Source organism: Lachnoclostridium phytofermentans (assembly GCF_000733755.1).
Classification (GTDB): Bacteria; Bacillota; Clostridia; order Lachnospirales; family Lachnospiraceae; genus Lachnoclostridium; species Lachnoclostridium phytofermentans_A.
On sequence record NZ_JPOF01000003.1, the window covers coordinates 819492 to 837984 of the forward strand.

The 18493-nt window shown below is 36.7% G+C and carries 10 protein-coding genes, 1 riboswitch and 1 other annotated feature; of the genes, 2 read left to right on the forward strand and 8 right to left on the reverse strand.

Translation table 11 applies throughout. The features are described 5' to 3' along the window. Positions 1-30: 30 nt before the first annotated feature. The 3 genes from CC92_RS21580 to pheS form a co-directional block, all read right to left on the reverse strand. Positions 31-2553: an Ig-like domain-containing protein gene (locus CC92_RS21580; protein WP_051650744.1), complete on the reverse strand. Its 2523-nt coding sequence runs from the start codon at positions 2551-2553 to the stop codon at positions 31-33. A gap of 335 nt (positions 2554-2888) precedes the next feature. Continuing rightward, positions 2889-5327: a phenylalanine--tRNA ligase subunit beta gene (pheT, locus tag CC92_RS0108985; protein WP_029503220.1), complete on the reverse strand. Its 2439-nt coding sequence runs from the start codon at positions 5325-5327 to the stop codon at positions 2889-2891. A 46-nt stretch (positions 5328-5373) separates the two neighbouring features. Then, positions 5374-6393, reverse strand: a complete 1020-nt coding sequence (gene pheS / locus CC92_RS0108990; protein ID WP_029503219.1) for a phenylalanine--tRNA ligase subunit alpha — start codon at positions 6391-6393, stop codon at positions 5374-5376. Between the two features lie 545 nt (positions 6394-6938). Between pheS and CC92_RS0108995 the strand changes: the two genes are divergently transcribed. Next, the gene (locus CC92_RS0108995; RefSeq protein WP_051650743.1) at positions 6939-7808 is read left to right on the forward strand and encodes a YihY/virulence factor BrkB family protein; all 870 of its coding nucleotides are present in this window, start codon (positions 6939-6941) and stop codon (positions 7806-7808) included. A 250-nt stretch (positions 7809-8058) separates the two neighbouring features. Here the strand turns inward: CC92_RS0108995 and CC92_RS20885 are convergent, their stop codons facing one another. From CC92_RS20885 to CC92_RS0109025, 5 genes are all read right to left on the reverse strand, one after another. Next, on the reverse strand, positions 8059-10617 hold the full coding sequence (locus CC92_RS20885; protein ID WP_034218426.1) for a SpoIID/LytB domain-containing protein: 2559 nt from the start codon (positions 10615-10617) through the stop codon (positions 8059-8061). A gap of 394 nt (positions 10618-11011) precedes the next feature. Then, complete coding sequence (gene trpS / locus CC92_RS0109010; protein ID WP_029503216.1) at positions 11012-12007, reverse strand: tryptophan--tRNA ligase; 996 nt, start codon at positions 12005-12007, stop codon at positions 11012-11014. A 163-nt stretch (positions 12008-12170) separates the two neighbouring features. Further along, positions 12171-12412, reverse strand: a binding site (T-box leader). A gap of 83 nt (positions 12413-12495) precedes the next feature. Continuing rightward, positions 12496-13251 (reverse strand): 4-hydroxy-tetrahydrodipicolinate reductase, encoded by a 756-nt coding sequence (gene dapB / locus CC92_RS0109015; RefSeq protein ID WP_029503215.1) that lies wholly within the window; start codon positions 13249-13251, stop codon positions 12496-12498. 155 nt (positions 13252-13406) lie between these two features. Beyond that, positions 13407-14291, reverse strand: a complete 885-nt coding sequence (dapA, locus tag CC92_RS0109020) for a 4-hydroxy-tetrahydrodipicolinate synthase (protein ID WP_029503214.1) — start codon at positions 14289-14291, stop codon at positions 13407-13409. Positions 14292-14411: 120 nt separating this feature from the next. Next, a riboswitch (Lysine riboswitch) is annotated at positions 14412-14587 on the reverse strand. 224 nt (positions 14588-14811) lie between these two features. Then, the gene (locus tag CC92_RS0109025) at positions 14812-15450 is read right to left on the reverse strand and encodes a single-stranded DNA-binding protein (protein ID WP_029503213.1); all 639 of its coding nucleotides are present in this window, start codon (positions 15448-15450) and stop codon (positions 14812-14814) included. 818 nt (positions 15451-16268) lie between these two features. Here CC92_RS0109025 and typA point away from each other — a divergent pair. Further along, the gene (typA, locus tag CC92_RS0109035) at positions 16269-18095 is read left to right on the forward strand and encodes a translational GTPase TypA (RefSeq protein ID WP_029503212.1); all 1827 of its coding nucleotides are present in this window, start codon (positions 16269-16271) and stop codon (positions 18093-18095) included. Positions 18096-18493: the final 398 nt, after the last annotated feature.

The following is an 18493-nucleotide window of genomic DNA, read 5'->3' on the forward strand; positions in this document are numbered from 1 at the left end:
TAAGGTTAGTAAAAGGTACCCTTTCTTGTTTTAGTATGTTCTCTGAACGGACAGCGGTGAACTAATTATCGCTGCATTATTTTGGTAATCTACAAAGTAATTATTGGTTAAAATCAGATAGGAAGCGTTACCAATCGCTTGATTAAAGCTTAGGTAAATCACTTTTCCGCTAACATAGCAGCTTGTAGGTGACACATAGCTACTACCAGTATAAACCTGGAATGTTCCTGTCCCTGTTACTGGTTTGGATAATTCGATTTCTATACCATATGGAGATACTTGCTTACAGCTAACTACCGTAGCAGCTGTATTCTCTATCAAGGTAAGTGTTGTGTTATAGACCTTCATCTCACCATAGGAACCATTATAACCTTTAAGTCCCCTAATAGTTAACGCATGAGTCCCTGTGTTTGTTATTGCACCATTCGCAAAGGTTAAAACTACAACTGCTTTATTATTATCCTGCTGTTCTATTACTGCACTGATAGGATTAGTATAAGATCCTAATGTATAATTCGACACATTTGCAACGCTTGCTAAATCAAGCTTATAATTAAAGGTGACAATTAACTTACTTGGATTGGAAGCATCCTGTATTACTGAAGATGGTGCTGGTAAGTTTGATGAGCTTCCTGTGGATTTTTGAACCTGTATTGTGGTTGAAAGAGAGGCATTACTTAAATTGTCTAATACAAAATCCTTTGGTATTGTAATATTGTAAGTACCACCTTCTAGTGTCAGGTTATCTAATGTAAGTGTTACTGTCTTATCCTCCACTGAACCAGTGTATGTGAAATTCATCGGTAGTATATTACCATTGTTACTATACACTAATGCTGATAAGGAACTACTAATATTCGTAAGGCTAACTGTTTTGTTATAATTCAAGATTAATTTATTAACAGGCACTCCATTTTGCATACTACTTGTTAACTCATAACTTAATAGTATTGGTGGAGTTGTATCTAGGGTAAAGTCAACTGCTCTTGTCTGGTTAGCATTTACTGAATAACTAGCATTATAGTTTCTCCAGCCTGAGAAGGTAACTAACTGATTACCTGTTAAGTTAGTATTAATAATTGTGTAATTAACCTTTTTATTATTATCCGGATCTACCGTACCATAAGAAACTAACCCATCAATTTTAGCATAACCTGCAGTTTCAATTGGTGCGTCAAACGTTGCTGTTAACTGAGTTTTATTTATTCTTTCCACCTTAACTATGTTTGCTAACGCTTTTTCTGTAGCATCACATCTTACAATAACAGAAAGTACATAAGGTTCTGCTTCATTCCCCTTTAAGTCTTTAATTCCGGTCATCTCAACCATTGCATTCACAACCTTTTGTCCAGTTGCCATTAAGTCGATTGTCAATGTCTTTTTATCACTGCTTAAGATATAGTTGTTTGCATTTCCAATATAATTCTTTACATAAGTATTGCTTTCACCATAAACTTGTAAAATACTTAGTTTTGAGATGTCAATTGCTTCACTAAATTGAATTTGCGCTTTGTATCCGTTATCACTTATTGTTGTTTCCGTATAAGTAGGTCCTTTGGTATCAACAAAATCGTTTTGGAAAGCTGCTGCCTGAACTGGAGTTCCATCAACAGTTTCGGTCTTATTAAAGATTGTAGTAACATAAACTCCTGCAAATTCACCACTTGCAATAATATTTAACTCCATTAAATCCTTAGATAGCTTCGCACTTAAATTTCCTAGTGCTGTTGCTTTATTACCCGGTGTAATAGTAATCGCACCACTTATTAAGTTACCATTTCCATCAATAACACTTGATTTACGGATTGGTGTATTAAAGGTAATCTTAATTTCATTCGAACTTACTAAAGAAACTCCTAATGCCTTAGGTTCAGTAACAGGTGTTGGTGTTGGCGTAGGAGTTACCGTTGGTGTAGTCTTAGGTCTTACTAAGATATATGTTCTTGCTACAACTTTATTTGTAGATTTCATTGCTTCTGTCTTATTTACACCAATTCTTGCTTCTAACACAGTAATACCAGGTTTCACACCAGTAACAATACCTGCAGAATTCACTGTAGCATAAGTAGTATCTGAGATACTATAATAGGTAGAATCTGTAGATGTTGATGGAGTTAACTTTGTGTTGAAGTCATACTTACTTCCTACTTCAATAATATGGGCATTAATTTCATCATGTACTACATTAAGAGTAACACTAGTAGCTGGAATACGCTTCTTTACTGTTATCTTACTGCTTAACTGTTTTTGAGTACCATCTTTAAAATAAACAGTTGCTGTTATTGTTGCTGTACCTGGTGCGACTGATGTCACAAGACCCTTTCCGTTTACTGTGGCAACCTTTGTATTCGAAGATTTCCATGAGGTTTTGGACATATTAGTAGCATTTTTCACCGACAGTGTATATGTGTTACCAGCTACCACTGTCTTGCTAGTTGCATTCAGTGCTATTGAAGCAGCATAAGCATTCTGTGTCTGACTTACTGCTATTGTACTGAACATTACTGCAAACATCACCGCAAAAGCTATGAGTCTCGCGTTTATTTTCTTCATTTTTTCTCCTCCTAGTGTCAAATTTAGGACATTTCCCCTTTATATTCTAATATTAGAGATTAGTTTTGTCAAAACTATGTTAAAACACTTATTTAATGGTAAATTAAGAAATATGTAACAAATTCACTACTCGTAAGTTCCATTGCCTTTAATGAATTATATATGATAAAAATATCTCCTTATGTCTGCTAAACTTATATAAATAAGTAACCTCACAAAATATTAATTCCTTATACTTAAGAAAACCGGGTATAACAACCCGGTTTTCTCTATACTTCAGTTATAGCTGTTCGAATGCGCTTATTCTTATCTATCTCTATCTCAAGTAATAGACTCTACTGTCTTAACTCAATTCCAAGTGCTGACAGTCCCTTTAGAATCTTATTCATTACTTCTGTAATATCCTTATCTTCTAACGTACGGTCCAATGCTCTAAAGCTTATAGAGTAAGCCATTGATTTATACCCTTCTTTAATCTGAGCTCCTTCATAGATATCGAATAAGCTATAATGTTCTAATAGCTTACCACCATTCTTACGAATCACTTCTTCTACTTGGCCAGCTAAGATTTCTTTCTTCATAACCATACTAATATCTCTGGTAACTGCTGGGTATTTAGCAATACCTGTATACTTCACATCATAGCTTGCTCTTGCAACGATTTCAGGCATATCAAGAACTGCAACATATGCTTTCTCACCAATATCATAGTTATCAAGCACTTCTGGGTGAACTTCACCTAAGTAACCGATTAAGGTTCCTTCGTAGTAAATATTCGCTTGACGGCCTGGATGAAGGAAGGTTTTTCCTGAATTAGGATCATAAGTTAAGATACCTTTCATCCCGACTTTCTCAATAAATTCTTCCACAACACCCTTTAGGTCAAAGAAATCACCAGCACCATAGAAACCTAGAGTAAACTGCATTCTCTCATCTGGTAATTCAGTTACTGGAAGTGCCTTTGGTAAATAGATATTTGCAAGTTCATATAAACGAACATTTTTATTACGACGATTATAGTTTGTAGAAAGTGAGCTTAGCATACCGTTTAATGGTAAGGTTCTCATCACACTATAGTCTTCGCCAAGAGGATTTGATATGGTTACCGTTTCACGCAGTTTATCCTCTGCTGGTATTAATAATTTATCATATACCTTTGGACTTTCGAAAGAATAAGTCTGAGCTTCTGAGAAACCAAACTGTTCCGCCATCGCTCTTGCTTCATTTTCAATACGAAGTTTAAAAGTAAGCTTACCAGTAGTAGCCTCACCATTAGGGAGCGTTGATGGGATATTATCATAACCATAAAAACGAGCTACTTCTTCATCTAAATCTGCTTGGCATTCTACGTCTTGTCTCCAGCTTGGAACGATAACTTCGTCTGTTGCAGGATCAAATCCTAAGTCTACCATCTTAAAGTAAGAAAGCATTGTTTCTTTATCAAGAGAAGTGCCAAGTACCTTATTGGTACGCTGCCAATTAAACTTCACTCTCTTTTCTCCACGTACTCTTGGATATACATCCACTGCTCCGCCAACAACCTCGCCTACACCAAGTTCTTCGATTAACTGACATGCACGGTTAATTGCTGCCATTGCTGTATTTGGATCTAACCCTTTTTCAAACTTTGAGGAAGCATCGGTACGTAAGCCTAACTTCTTACTGGATAGACGAATGTTAGTACCATCAAAGCATGCTGCTTCGAGTAATAAGGTCTTTACATCATCTGTAATCTTTGAGTTTTCACCACCCATAATACCGGCAATAGCAACTGGCTTTTCTGCATCACAGATCATTAACATACTGGAATCAAGTTTTCTCACCTGACCATCTAACGTTACAAATTCATCTCCATCATTTGCACGTTCTACAATAATCTTATTTCCTGCGATTAAGTCTAAGTCAAACGCATGCATTGGCTGTGCGAACTCTTCCATTACATAGTTTGTGATATCAACAATGTTATTAATCGGACGAATACCACAAGCAGATAGTCTTCTCTGCATCCATAATGGGGATGGGCCAATCTTAACGTTCTTAACTACTCTAGCAACATATCTACTGCATAGATCTGCATCCTTAATTTTTACTTCCACATATTCTGCTACTTTTTCATCATTACCTGTTTCTTTCACAACAGGAGGAACGAATGGCTTGCGAAATGTTGCTGCTGCCTCCCTTGCAATACCAAGTACACCAAAACAATCCACACGGTTAGAAGTAATCTCATACTCAAATGTAACATCATTTAATCCCAATACTTCAATCGCACTAGAACCAATCTTTACATTCTCATATTCCTTTATATCACTAAAGATATAGATACCATCTTCTGGTGCCTCTGGGTACATCTCTTTGGAAGAACCTAACTCTTCGATGGAGCACATCATACCATTAGATTCCACACCTCTTAGTTTCCCCTTCTTAATCTTAATTCCACCAGGAGTTTTACTTCCATCATGTCCGCCAGCAACACGTCCTCCGTCTAATACCACTGGTATTACGTCGCCTTCTTTTACATTCTTTGCACCAGTTACTATTTGTACGCTATCTCCCTCTTCCGATATCTGAACCTGGCATACAATTAATTTATCCGCATCTGGGTGTTTCTCTATTTTAAGAATCTTACCAACGATGATTTTCTCTAAATCAGCGTCAAGTCTTTCAAATCCTTCTACCTTAGTTCCGCTTAAGGTCATCGCATCAGTATAGTCCTGTGCTGTCACGTCTAATTCTGGAACATAAGCTTTAATCCATGAAAGTGGTGTATTCATAATTATTCTCCTTTCCCGCGCATAATGTGTTATGCGCTACCTTCATCTAGAATTGTTTTAAGAATCTCATATCATTCTCATAAAGAAGTCTCATATCATCTATTTCATATTTGAGTAGTGCGATACGCTCAAGACCCACACCGAATGCAAATCCTGTGTACTCTTCTGGATCAATTCCGCTCATTTCAAGAACATGTGGGTGAACCATACCGCATCCTAAGATTTCAATCCAACCGGAACCTTTACAGAAACGACATCCCTTTCCACCACATTTGAAGCAGGATACATCCACCTCAGCGCTAGGCTCTGTGAATGGGAAATGGTGTGGTCTGAACTTAACCTTTGTCTCTTCTCCAAATAACTGTTTTGCAAACTCTGCTAACGTTCCTTTTAAATCAGCAAATGTGATATTCTTATCGATTACTAACCCTTCAATCTGATGGAAGCTTGGAGAATGTGTTGCATCCACTTCATCCGAACGAAATACTCTTCCTGGTGCAATCATACGGATTGGAAGTTTTCCTTGCTCCATAACATGTACCTGAACTGGGGAAGTCTGTGTACGAAGTAAGATATTGCTTGTAACATAGAACGTATCCTGTTCATCTTTCGCTGGATGATTTGCTGGAATATTAAGCGCCTCAAAGTTGTAATAATCGTACTCAATTTCTGGACCTTCTACTACTTCATAACCCATACCAACGAAGATACGCTCTGCCTCTTCTAATGCTATTGTATTTGGATGGCGATGGCCAAGCATAGGTTTCTTAGCAGGAAGTGTAACGTCGATTGTCTCTGCCTTCATCTTTGCTTCACGAAGCAATTTTTCAAATGCTGCCTTCTTACTTTCTAGTGCTTCCTCTAAAATTTCTCTTGCCTCATTTACTAACTGACCAACTTTGGGACGATCTTCTGGTGCCACATCCTTCAATGATTTTAAAACAGAGGTTAATTCCCCCTTCTTACCTAAGAAATTCACTCTGATTTCATTTAACACATCTAAGGTCTCACTTGCATTAATTTGACTCAATGCTCTTTCCTTGATTTCCATCAATGTTTGTTTCATAGTAATGCTCCTTTCTTTTCGCTGACTTAATCTCTTTCACATAGACAAAACACACAATATTCGCTCTAACACGGATTTAAACTTCTCTGGTTCATTTTAACCACAAAAAAACTCCGTCCCCAAAAAGGGACGGAGTATAAAAGCTACCCGCGGTACCACCCTAATTCCCATTATAAAAATAAGGAGAATAACGAATCCTTATTCCTAACATAGGCACTTAAGTTATGCGTAACGTGCATATACGTCATATCCTACTAATGTTAACCCTGTGACTTTATTTTTTTGGAGGTAGGTTAACATATTCAAATATGCAGCTCCGGTGAGAAAATCAATTAAACTCTGAACTCGGGGAAGCTTTCAGCCGGTGACTTCCTCTCTCTGATAGAAAAGTTTAATCTGGTTGCCTGTAGCAACACCTTCATAGCCTTTTTCTTATAGGGGTAATTCTATCATATATTTTTCTATTGTCAAGTGCTCAATTTTGATTTACTATGGATATAATATAATAATTAAGAACTTTTTAAGTTAAGATCGGAGTTTGTGCAATGCTGTTTATTTCAATCGCAAGAGTCATTCGGGTATTTAGTCATAAACTAAGAGATGATTATATCAGTGCCTTTTCCGCGCAGGCAGCATTCTTTATCTTCATCTCCTTTTTCCCGTTTGCTATGTTTTTATTATCCATTATGCAATACCTTCCATTTACAGAAAGTGAAGTAATGCATGCCTGCAGAACTGTTTTTCCTGCAGCAATTCAAAGTTTTATCATCTCTATCATTACTGAGCTTTACAATAAGGCTACTTCAACAACAATACTATCCGTTACTTTGGTTGCTGCGCTATGGTCCTCTTCCAAGGGATTTTTAAGTATTATCCGCGGAATGAATGGAGTTTATGCGAATACTGAAACAAGAAATTATATTATCATACGTATTAAATCAGCGATTTATACCGTTCTTTTTGCCTTGATGATTATTTTATTTCTTGTAATTTTTGTTTTTGGAAATCAGCTCTATCTTTGGATTGTAAGACGTTTTCCAGTATTCACAGAGTTTGCTCTTCTTATCATCAGTTTACGTACTATCGTAGGTCTTTGTTTGTTAATTGCTTTCTTTTTGTTTATTTTTATGGTAGTTCCTAACCGAAAAACCAAGTTGATTAAAGAACTTCCTGGAGCAATATTATCTTCTTGTGGATGGGTGATTTTTTCTTATCTGTTTTCCTTCTATATTGATAATATGAGCAACTACTCTTATACTTATGGCAGCCTTACTGCAATCGTGTTATGCATGGTGTGGCTGTATTCCTGTATGTACATGATGTTTATTGGTGCTGAAGTCAACTCAGTACTATCAAACCCTACTGTTCTTTCTGCACTTAAAAAGTTGTTTAGTAAGAAACAATCACAGGAGTAAACTAAGCCAATTCTGCACCTTGCCCAATCTTTACTACAACTTTTGTCCTATTTGAAATCAAAGATAACGTATAAAAGTGGATACCACCTAGTCTATTCATGGAGCTTAAATTTCCATAGAAACCCTAGTCTGTATCCACTTTGTTCTTTAAAAATTCTATTATTATCCACAGATTAACGCTTTTGACACAATTTCGTGTTTACAAAATACTTTAGAATTCTATTCTGCTTTTCTTAAACCTAAATTCACTCTACTCATAGATTACTTCTAAATTAGCATCAGTATAGTAATGCTTTAAGATTTCCTCATAGCTTTTTCCCCTGCTAACCATCGTTTTCACACCATTTTGCGACATACCAGTTCCGTGACCAAAACCACCACCAGTTAGTGTAAATGTTGTCTTCGAACTCTCGTTACTCTTATCGATGACAAAAAAAGCACTTGGTAATAATGACATTCCATTGACTGTACTGCCATCCAATCTCACCACTTCCGTTGCAACTGGAGCTAATAATTTTCTTATGTTCGTCTGATATCTTACTAATACAGTGTTCTCAGTTCCTTTGATTAGCAATTCCTTTATAATACCGCTGCTTCCTCTCGTAATAACCTTCATATCGGCCAATGTCCCAATCGTAGATACTGGAATGCTTTTAAAGACCTTTCCTTCTACAATCGTTGCTCCCGGGATCTCGGTTGCATCATTTAATTCTTGTGAACGTACGTAGGTTAATATCGATGTCTTATTACTGTTATAACAATCCGCTAAATACTTATTGATCTGTTTGCTTAATGTTGCCACGTCCATGGTTACATTCCATCGATACATTAAAAATCCACTATCATAAGTAGTTACAGCCTCTTCTTTTTTCGTACCATCCGTCATGACAGAAACTTCATCTTTTGCTAAAAAGCCTCGAAACACCTCATCTTTTGAAAAGTCAACAGTCATTCTCTCCTCGGTTTGAAGATTTCCTGTTAAATATTTCGCCTCCTTCGCATCCTGCCAGACATCCTCAATACTTGCAGTATGCCCACAAGAAGTAGAAAAATAGTAAGCTGTAATTACCTTTCCACCTTGCGTTAACACCTTCCCATAAGTATCCTTTACTGCCATAATCGAAGCATCATTTTCTGCCACATTATTGTATACCTGGCAGCTTACACTATCATCAACATGAGCACCGTAGGCACTGTATTTATTGGCATATAACTGATTAAAAGCATAACTTCTTGCACATACTGCTTGCACTTTTAAAGCTTCATTACCGTAACTTACCGGCATTTCACTCGGAACTACTGCATACAAATATTCTTCGATACTAAGTTCGTTAATCACGATGAGGCCTTTTTCATTCACTGAGATTTCCATTGTCCCTCGATATTTTGGTACACCTAAATTACGCTTCACATTCAAAAGCGCAACTTTCCCATGTTCTTCTAATGGAGTAATTTTAATACGCCCATTGGTCATAAGCTTACTATCTTTTGTTATGGTAAATTCCTCATCTTTTTCAAAGCGTACGGTCTCTTCTCCATTGTCAATGGTATACGGGCAATCGACTGTAAAAATAATCGAATCATGATAGACACTTTGATAATTACTCGAATTAATTAGAACACGAATATTTTCTGCCTTGATTTGATCCCTGATTAAGGCTGCACATATCTTTCCTTCCGAGACAACAAAGTCTGTTACACTATATCCCACTAAGATGTTATTGGTTTTTTCCATCTCCATCTCACCAAAAAGCTTGTAAATCCGATAGTTATCATCGAGTGGTAGAACCCCATAGCCCTCCACCTCAATCTCATTCTTACCGGTCACTAAAACCTTCCCTCTGATGATATCAGGCTTTATTGTAACACTCGTAATAAGCCCATCCGTTAAAGTTAAATCCCCGACCTTCTCTGTAAAACTATCCGATAGCGTAAGGCTCGTTTCAAAAGTTCTTGTAATTCCAGAGATAAAGGTTTTTATTTCTTTTCCTTTTCCTTCAATCATATATACATTCTTTAAAACTACTGGCTTGTCTATCTGCGCTCTCACATAAACTAGCTCATCTGCACAGGTTAATACAGAAAGGTATCTCCCGACATAATCATCTTTGTTTTCCTTTCCTCGAAACGGAATTGCTTTACTGGGAGGCTCGTTCTCTGGCTGAAATAAATCCTGATAATTTCGAAAATATGTAGTCTGATATTGATTGCCATCCTGAGCTAATAGATTATCTCCTGCTTCTGATAAGCTTCCAAGGAAATATAGCTCTTGATAGGAAAGTTTGGTCTTACCTTTTAACATTGATATCATTGTTTCATAAATGGAGAGAAATTCAGTTAACAATAATTCATCTTTTTCTCTGACCGTAGAAAATCTATCTGGAAATGATTTTTTAAGTCCATTATAATCTATTTCATACAAATCTGTTATCATAAACAGCATGTCTCGAAATTCTCCGCAGGTAATATTCTCTAACAACCTTGCTTTCTTGTCTTCTTTGGTCGCATTACTAACAAATCCTGCATTAATTGCAGCATTTAAATATTCACTATACTCCTCTTTCGCTGAAACATCAGAAAATTCACTTAGGAAAGATAATTCCTTCCTTTCCTCCGAAGTATAAAAAAGGTAACTAAAGAGTCGCATCGCTTCTGCACGAGTAATACGCTCCCCCTGCAAGGTGTTTGACTGTTCTCCACCATCGTTATCTTTTGTTCCACCTAAAATATTACGAAATAAGAGTATGATAAATATAACAATACAAATCCCTGCTAATATTAATTTTTTTATCCATTCCTTTTTGTTCATTCTATCCCCCATTCTGGCACAAGCTTTCTGCACTTATGAAGCCTTCACCAATACAAGATAAGACAATAAAATGTCTCACTTGTCATGAATAAAAAGTGTAAATTGACTTTTAATTTTCCTGCTACTCTCGATAATTATTTTGCTTTTTTTCAATAGCTTGTATCTCTTATAAGCTAATATATTAGGAACAGAATAATAATATTCATCAAACTTTCTTGTACAATTTTTACTAAGTAAATCACTGAAACAAGAAAAAGTACACTTCGCAACCTTTTCCTTGTCATGAATGATAATTTCCTCATGCATCTTCTTTACAAAAAAAGAGCTGTTGTCATACGGTATCTACTTCACAATAAATACATTTTCAACAGCTCTATTTTCTTATTCAAATAAATCAATCGATAGAAACACACATTGCCTTCTTCACTTTAGCAACAGTCTCCTCACCGATTTTATTCGCTTTTTCACTACCAGCCATTATAATGTCTCTTACCTCTGGCTTACGTGCTTCATAATAGGCACGTCTGTCACGAAATGGATCAAGCAACTCATTTAGTTTTTCCGCCAAACGCTTCTTACAAGCAACACAACCGATATTCGCTGTACGGCATCGATTGCAGATATCCTCATGTTCTGAAGGATTAAACACCTTATGGTATGCCTGTACTACGCAGATTTCTGGATTTCCTGGGTCTTTTAATGTAATACGATTTGGATCAGTAACAGCAGCTCTTACTTTCTCGTTGACTGTTTTCGTATCATCGGAAAGGTAAATCGCATTACCAAGGCTCTTACCCATCTTGGCATTTCCATCTAAACCAACTAATCTAGAGCAAGAGCTAAGCTTTGCTTTTGGCTCGTGTAATGTCTCACCGTATAAGTCATTAAAGCGGCGTACTATCTTTCTTGTCATCTCCATATGTGGAAGCTGATCTTCTCCAACAGGAACTAAATCAGCGTTACAGAAAGTGATGTCCGCAGACTGGCTTACCGGATATCCTAGGAATCCATAGGTTAAATCTTCATATCCATATTGTGCAGCCTCTGTTTTAATCGTTGGGTTATGACGAAGCACATTGACAGATACAAACATAGAATAAAAAACTGTTAATTCTGCAATCGCTTTGATTTGGGATTGTTGAAATATCGTCACTTTATTTGGATCAAGGCCGACCGATAAATTATCCATCGCAACATCATAAATACTCGAATTAATCAATTCTGGTCTTTCAAAATGCGTTGTTAATGCTTGAATATCAGCTAATAAAATAAAAGTATCGTATTCATCTTGTAACTCTACACGTTGGGAAAGACTTCCCACATAGTGTCCAAGATGAAGTTTTCCAGTTGTACGGTCACCAGTTAAAATTCTCTTCTTTACTTCACTCATGATTTTCCATCCTCTCAAATAAATACAAATTGTTTATTAGTGACAACTTTTCTTAATGCTAAGCGAGCGCATCACTTCGGAGCACTTTTTAAATTATTCAAGAAAAGCGCGTATTGCGAACGCTTCCTTGTTATCAATATAAAAAAGCTTCTGCCCCTGCTCCTACAGGGACAAAAGCCTAAACTTCTGCGGTACCACCCAGATTGGTGCAAAGCACCCACTCTATCTGTAACTTACTGATTACAGTCCCATGGATAACGGTTGGGGATCCGTCAACGTCTACTCCCTTACGGTTTCAAGTTGCCCTCACAAGTCCATTCAATAAGCTTTCGTTACTGTATTCCCACCTACAACAGCTCTCTGAAAACTCCTTACTTATCTACTTCTCCTGATCATCGGTTTCTCTTTTACTTGTAGTATATCGTCTGTATTTTCGTTTGTCAAGGCATGAGTATCTACCATTGACAAAAATAGTTCTGCAATTTATCTTAAGCAATCACATCGCTCATAGAATATAGACCAGGACCTTTACCAGCTAAATATTTTGCGGCTGTGATCGCTCCCTTGCCAAAGATAGCCTTGGAATAAGCGGTATGTTTAAACTCAATTACTTCATCCGTACCTGCAAAGATTACTTCATGTTCACCGACAATATTACCGCCACGAACTGCACTGATTCCAATTTCTTTCTTATCACGTTTTTCACGAACCTTAGATCGGTCATACATATAATGATACTCTTTATTTAGTGCTTCATTAATCGCATCCGCAAGTGCAAGTGCTGTACCACTAGGCGCATCCACTTTTTGATTATGATGTTTTTCAATGATTTCAATATCGTAATCTGCTTTCGCAAGTACATTTGCTGCAACACTCACTAATTTAAGTAGTGTATTTACTCCCAAAGACATATTAGCAGAACGAAGAATTGCAACTTCTTTCGAAGCTTCTTCGATTTTTTTAATATCCTCATCAGAATAACCTGTTGTACATAACACCAAGGGAAGATTTCGTTTTTTAGAAACTCGAATTAACTCATCTAAGCTCTTAGGAGAGGAAAAATCAATGACTGCATCCGCTGCAACCGTACACTCTTCCAGATTTTTAAATACCGGATATGGATTTCTTCCATCATCAAAAACATCCACTCCAGCAACAATCTTCGCATTTTCATCCTGTGCTACCAAATTACTGATTACCTGTCCCATCCTTCCGTTACAGCCAACCATTATTATCTCTGTCATGACTTCACCTTTCCTTTGTCTATGTTATCTGAATTTTCAGGGAATCGATTATAACGATTCCCTGAAAACTATTCTAATAGAAAGTTTTAGTGCCACCTTCTAATCCTTATATTTTCTTCCTATCGATCGGTAATAAATCCTTTTTTTTATATTAATTAGATTAAACCAACTTTTTTCATCTCTTCTGCAAGAACTTTTGCATGATCCTCTTCCATCTCTGTTAAAGGTCTTCTTAACTGGCCTACCTCAAATCCCATCAGGTTAAGCGCCTTCTTTACCGGTATCGGATTTACCTCGCTAAAAAGCGCATTAATCACTGGTAAATACTTTAACTGAAGTTCTAAGCTACCCTTTGTGTCCCCTGCAAGGAATTTAGCTACAATATCATGTGTCTGTCTTGGTGCGATATTGGACAATACAGAGACAACTCCAAGGCCTCCTAAGGACATTACTGGAACGATGGATTCATCGCATCCAGAATAAATATCAAGTCTACCTTCACATGCATGCACTAATTCTGCAACCTGAGCAATATTTCCGGAAGCTTCCTTCATTGCAACAATGTTATCTACTGTTTTAGATAATGTCGCAGCAGTTGCTGGTAGGATGTTACAGCCCGTTCTTGATGGAACATTATATAACATCACTGGTAAATCAATAGAATTAGCAATCGCAGTAAAATGCGTGGTTAATCCTTTTTGGGTTGCTTTATTGTAGTAAGGTGTTACCAAAAGTACAGCATCTGCACCAGCAACCTGCGCTTCTTTTGATAAGAATATCGCGGTTTCGGTACAATTCGATCCTGTTCCAGCAATCACCGGTACTCTTTTCTTTGTGTGCTCTACTGCAAAACGAATACACTCTATGTGTTCTTCGTGTGTCAGGGTTGAAGATTCTCCTGTTGTACCACATATAATTATACTATCAGTTCCATTGTTAATCTGAAAATCAATAAGCTCACCTAGCTTTTCGTAATTAACTTCTCTGTTTTCCTTAAATGGCGTAACAATAGCCACACCAGCACCAGTAAAAATTGCCATAACAGCACCTCCATGGATAAATTGGCATAAAAAAAGCCGACGCGGAGTCGACACTAAAGAATTCTACTACATTACCAAGTGATACCCTAACGCTTTGTAAATAGGATATGATTGATACATTCTTTAGGTAGCTCTCCATCAATAAGTTGATGACAGTCCCATGATTCTTCATCATACGACCAGCTTTACATACTTCAGGGTATCTAAAGCTTCGGCATCTCATCCTTTCAACAATCCTCTACTATGCCTGACATATCCGATTGTTTACTGATAATTGATGCACCTCTACCAATTGTTGTTCAATTGTAAAATCATATTATCACCACAATCTCTTATTGTCAACCCAATCTTACACATATTTCTAAATTCTGCGCTTTGACTCCATTTATTCCATCTCATTTGTTATTATTATATTCGAAACATAAAAAAAGGGTGTTGCTTCCAACACCCCTCTTTTTATTATGTTATATATGGAAAGCAGTATACCGCTCTTGCTAATTATTATGCAAGAAGGTTATCGTTATTCTTCCTCACTATTCACATACTCTAGCTTACTTACAGAAACTTCATATGCTACTCTCTTCTCAAAATCAGTTTCACCAGTTTTCTTCTGATACTCACGACTTTGAATTCTGCCCCATACCTGAATATGTCCACCAACTTCGAAACTTTCTGCAAATCTAGCATTTCTACCCCAGCATATGCATGGAATGTAATCAGACTTACCATATGGACGATTTACTGCAAGTAAGATATCTGCAATCTCTCTTCCAAGTGGGGTCTTACGATATACTGGTGGTTTGCAAACGAAACCATCCAAGAAAATGTAGTTTGGCTTTGCATTTTCGGATTCTTCCTCGGTTACTTTAATCTCTCTGGCAAATACAGAAAGCACTAACCGATTCTTACTGTCTTCATGACGATTATAGGAACGGAATTGTCCGCTTACTTCTACGAACTTTCCTTTATAATTTCCTTTCACATCAATCAAACGTTCTGATACCATCACTGGTATTACATCAAATGAGTTACTTAATCTTCCAACAAGTACCTCCAATAAATAGAAGCCTTCTCCAAAGACTTCATGGCTAAAAGTAAATTCACTGATTACCTCGCCTGCAACACTTACTTGATTGTTATCAAATACTTTATCTGTCATGCTGTATGACTCCCTTCTCTTCTTCTGGTTCGTTCAGATTTTCTCTACAACTAATTTGTATTCTATCTGTCTTCATTATATAAGGAATATATTTACAAATCAATCATTTTTGGTATTCAATTTTTGACATAATTCTTGTCAAAAGCACTCCCTTCCTTGTTTCACTATACCATTTTCCTCATAATTACAGTTCTTTTGTGTACTGCTACCTTCACCCTTGCAGTAACTACCGTTGTTAGAACACAACCTTTCCGTCAAAGCACTTCTGACCGTATAGAAACACTTTCATAACCTTGGTTATTTTGGAAATGTTTTACTTGTGAATTTTTACTAATTATAACCTAGAATCACAATGAAAACAAGTTATTTTTTTGTTAAGATTTGTCGTATTATGCTTGACAAAAAGCAGAGAATATCTCTATATTGTTTCTATTGTTAAGATTTTGGCACTTTTACCATTACCTCTGTGTTAGTTATGTGGATAAAGGTCGGAAAATATACTTATACTTTAAAATAAATGTAAGGATCCATATTCATTTTTAAGTCAATTACAATAAATAGATCCAATATTAACTCACAGGAAAACATAATACCTTTTACGTCATAGTAATCTTTTCTATCCATATGCCGAAAATTTTCTGACTACCAAACCAAACATATTAATTTCTATTAATTATAGAACTTATTTTATAGCACTCACATAACCTACCATTTAGTAAAAACAAGAATTTTCTTGTAAATTCATGAAAATATGTTACAATACAAAAGTTGAACAGTGAACGATTAATTGATGGACCATTAAAGAAAGAAGGTTTCAAATGAATACGAAACGTGAAAATGTAAGAAATATCGCAATTATTGCCCATGTCGATCATGGTAAGACTACGCTCGTAGACGAGCTTCTAAAACAGAGCGGTGTATTCCGTAGTAATCAAGTTGTAGAAGAGCGCGTTATGGACTCTGGTGACATAGAAAAAGAACGTGGTATTACTATTCTAGCAAAGAATACGGCAGTTACTTATAAAGATGTAAAAATTAATATCATTGATACACCAGGTCATGCAGATTTTGGTGGTGAAGTAGAACGTGTTCTTAAGATGGTAAATGGTGTTGTACTTGTTGTCGATGCCTTTGAGGGTGCTATGCCTCAGACTAAGTTTGTTCTTAAAAAAGCTTTGGAACTTAGTTTACCAGTAATTGTATGTATTAATAAGATTGACCGTCCAGAAGCTAGACCAACCGAAGTTATTGATGAAGTTTTAGAACTCTTCATCGACCTAGATGCGAACGAAGAGCAACTTGACTGTCCATTCGTCTTCGCTTCTGCGAAATCAGGAATCGCAATTCTTGAATTAGATGACACTCCAAAGAACATGGAGCCACTCTTTGAGACAATCCTTGAATACATCCCTGCTCCAGAAGGAGACCCAGATGCTGGCACCCAGGTACTCATTAGTACCATTGACTATAACGAATATGTAGGACGTATTGGTGTAGGTAAAGTGGATAATGGTGTACTTCGTGTCAATCAAGATGTTGTTATCGTAAATGAACATGAACCAGATAAGTTCAAAAAAGTAAAAATTAATAAGCTTTATGAGTTCGAAGGTTTAAAAAAGGTAGAAGTTTCCGAAGCCACCGTCGGTGCTATTGTTGCTATCTCTGGAATTGCAGACATCCACATTGGAGATACCATCTGTTCCACTGATAATGTACGACCAATCTCTTTCCAGAAGATCTCTGAGCCGACTATTGCAATGCACTTTATTGTAAATGATAGCCCTCTTGCTGGACAGGAAGGTAAATTTGTAACCTCCAGACACTTAAGAGAACGTCTTTTCCGTGAATTAAATACTGACGTCAGCCTTCGTGTCGAAGAGACCGATACGACCGAAAGTTATAAAGTATCCGGTCGTGGTGAACTTCATTTATCCGTTTTAATTGAGAATATGCGCCGTGAGGGCTTTGAGTTTGCAGTTAGTAAAGCAGAAGTATTATACCACTACGATGAAGCTGGTAAAAAACTTGAGCCAATGGAAAGAGCATATCTTGATGTTCCTGAAGAATTCTCTGGTACTGTAATTGAAAAATTAAGTCAGAGAAAAGGTGAACTTATTGGTATGTCAACTGCAAATGGAGGCTATACTCGTCTAGAGTTTTCCATCCCTGCCAGAGGCTTAATTGGATACCGTGGTGAGTTTATGACCGATACAAAGGGAAATGGTATCATTAACACCTCTTTTGATGGCTATGGCCCATATAAAGGTGACATCCAGTATCGTAAGCAGGGAAGCTTGATTGCTTTTGAATCTGGTGAGGCAATTACTTATGGTTTATACAATGCACAGGAACGTGGTTCCTTATTTATCGGACCTGGCGAGAAGGTATATTCCGGTATGGTAATTGGTCAAAATGGTAAGGCAGAAGATATCGAGATCAACGTATGTAAAAGAAAACAGCTTTCTAACACTCGTTCCTCCAGTGCAGATGAAGCGCTTCGTCTTACACCTCCTAGAGTATTAAGCTTAGAGCAGGCGTTAGAATTTATTGATACTGACGAATTATTAGAAGTTACTCCTAAGAGCTTAAGAATTAGAAAGAAGATTCTTGATCCTACGATGAGAAAGAGAGCGAATAGGGGTTAGGTTTTAGATATAGAAATTAGATTTAAGGACTTCGGTTTATGAACTTCAAGTTTATTATTTAGATTCATTGATTATGTTTTCTTGATTGAAATAATATATTTATAAAAGCCCACTATTCTTTATTTTAGAGGAATAGTGGGTTTCTTTCTTGTTTTCATCCTTATCACTATTTTTTGTAGTTTTAATGCTTATAGGCAGTAAATGTTTTTGGATATAATAAACTCCCATTTTGTAGTTTCCCCATTCTAATGCTGTCCCATAAGTGTTGGTCACTATATCTTCTAACTGACAATAGCCTCTCTTCGTCAGGAATTGTAAAAGCTCTAGACATTCACAGGTGCTGTCCATTTAATTTTCACATCATCGAATTTTTGCTTTACGTTATTGCCTTCATCTAA

What these genes read in the sequence shown, in the direction of transcription:
- CC92_RS0109025 (WP_029503213.1), bottom strand. Translation starts at nt 15,450, where the DNA reads ATGACAGATAAAGTATTTGATAACAATCAAGTAAGTGTTGCAGGCGAG.
- dapB (WP_029503215.1), bottom strand. Translation starts at nt 13,251, where the DNA reads ATGACAGAGATAATAATGGTTGGCTGTAACGGAAGGATGGGACAGGTA.
- dapA (WP_029503214.1), bottom strand. Translation starts at nt 14,291, where the DNA reads ATGGCAATTTTTACTGGTGCTGGTGTGGCTATTGTTACGCCATTTAAG.
- CC92_RS20885 (WP_034218426.1), bottom strand. Translation starts at nt 10,617, where the DNA reads ATGAACAAAAAGGAATGGATAAAAAAATTAATATTAGCAGGGATTTGT.
- typA (WP_029503212.1), top strand. Translation starts at nt 16,269, where the DNA reads ATGAATACGAAACGTGAAAATGTAAGAAATATCGCAATTATTGCCCAT.
- pheT (WP_029503220.1), bottom strand. Translation starts at nt 5,327, where the DNA reads ATGAATACACCACTTTCATGGATTAAAGCTTATGTTCCAGAATTAGAC.
- trpS (WP_029503216.1), bottom strand. Translation starts at nt 12,007, where the DNA reads ATGAGTGAAGTAAAGAAGAGAATTTTAACTGGTGACCGTACAACTGGA.
- CC92_RS21580 (WP_051650744.1), bottom strand. Translation starts at nt 2,553, where the DNA reads ATGAAGAAAATAAACGCGAGACTCATAGCTTTTGCGGTGATGTTTGCA.
- pheS (WP_029503219.1), bottom strand. Translation starts at nt 6,393, where the DNA reads ATGAAACAAACATTGATGGAAATCAAGGAAAGAGCATTGAGTCAAATT.
- CC92_RS0108995 (WP_051650743.1), top strand. Translation starts at nt 6,939, where the DNA reads ATGCTGTTTATTTCAATCGCAAGAGTCATTCGGGTATTTAGTCATAAA.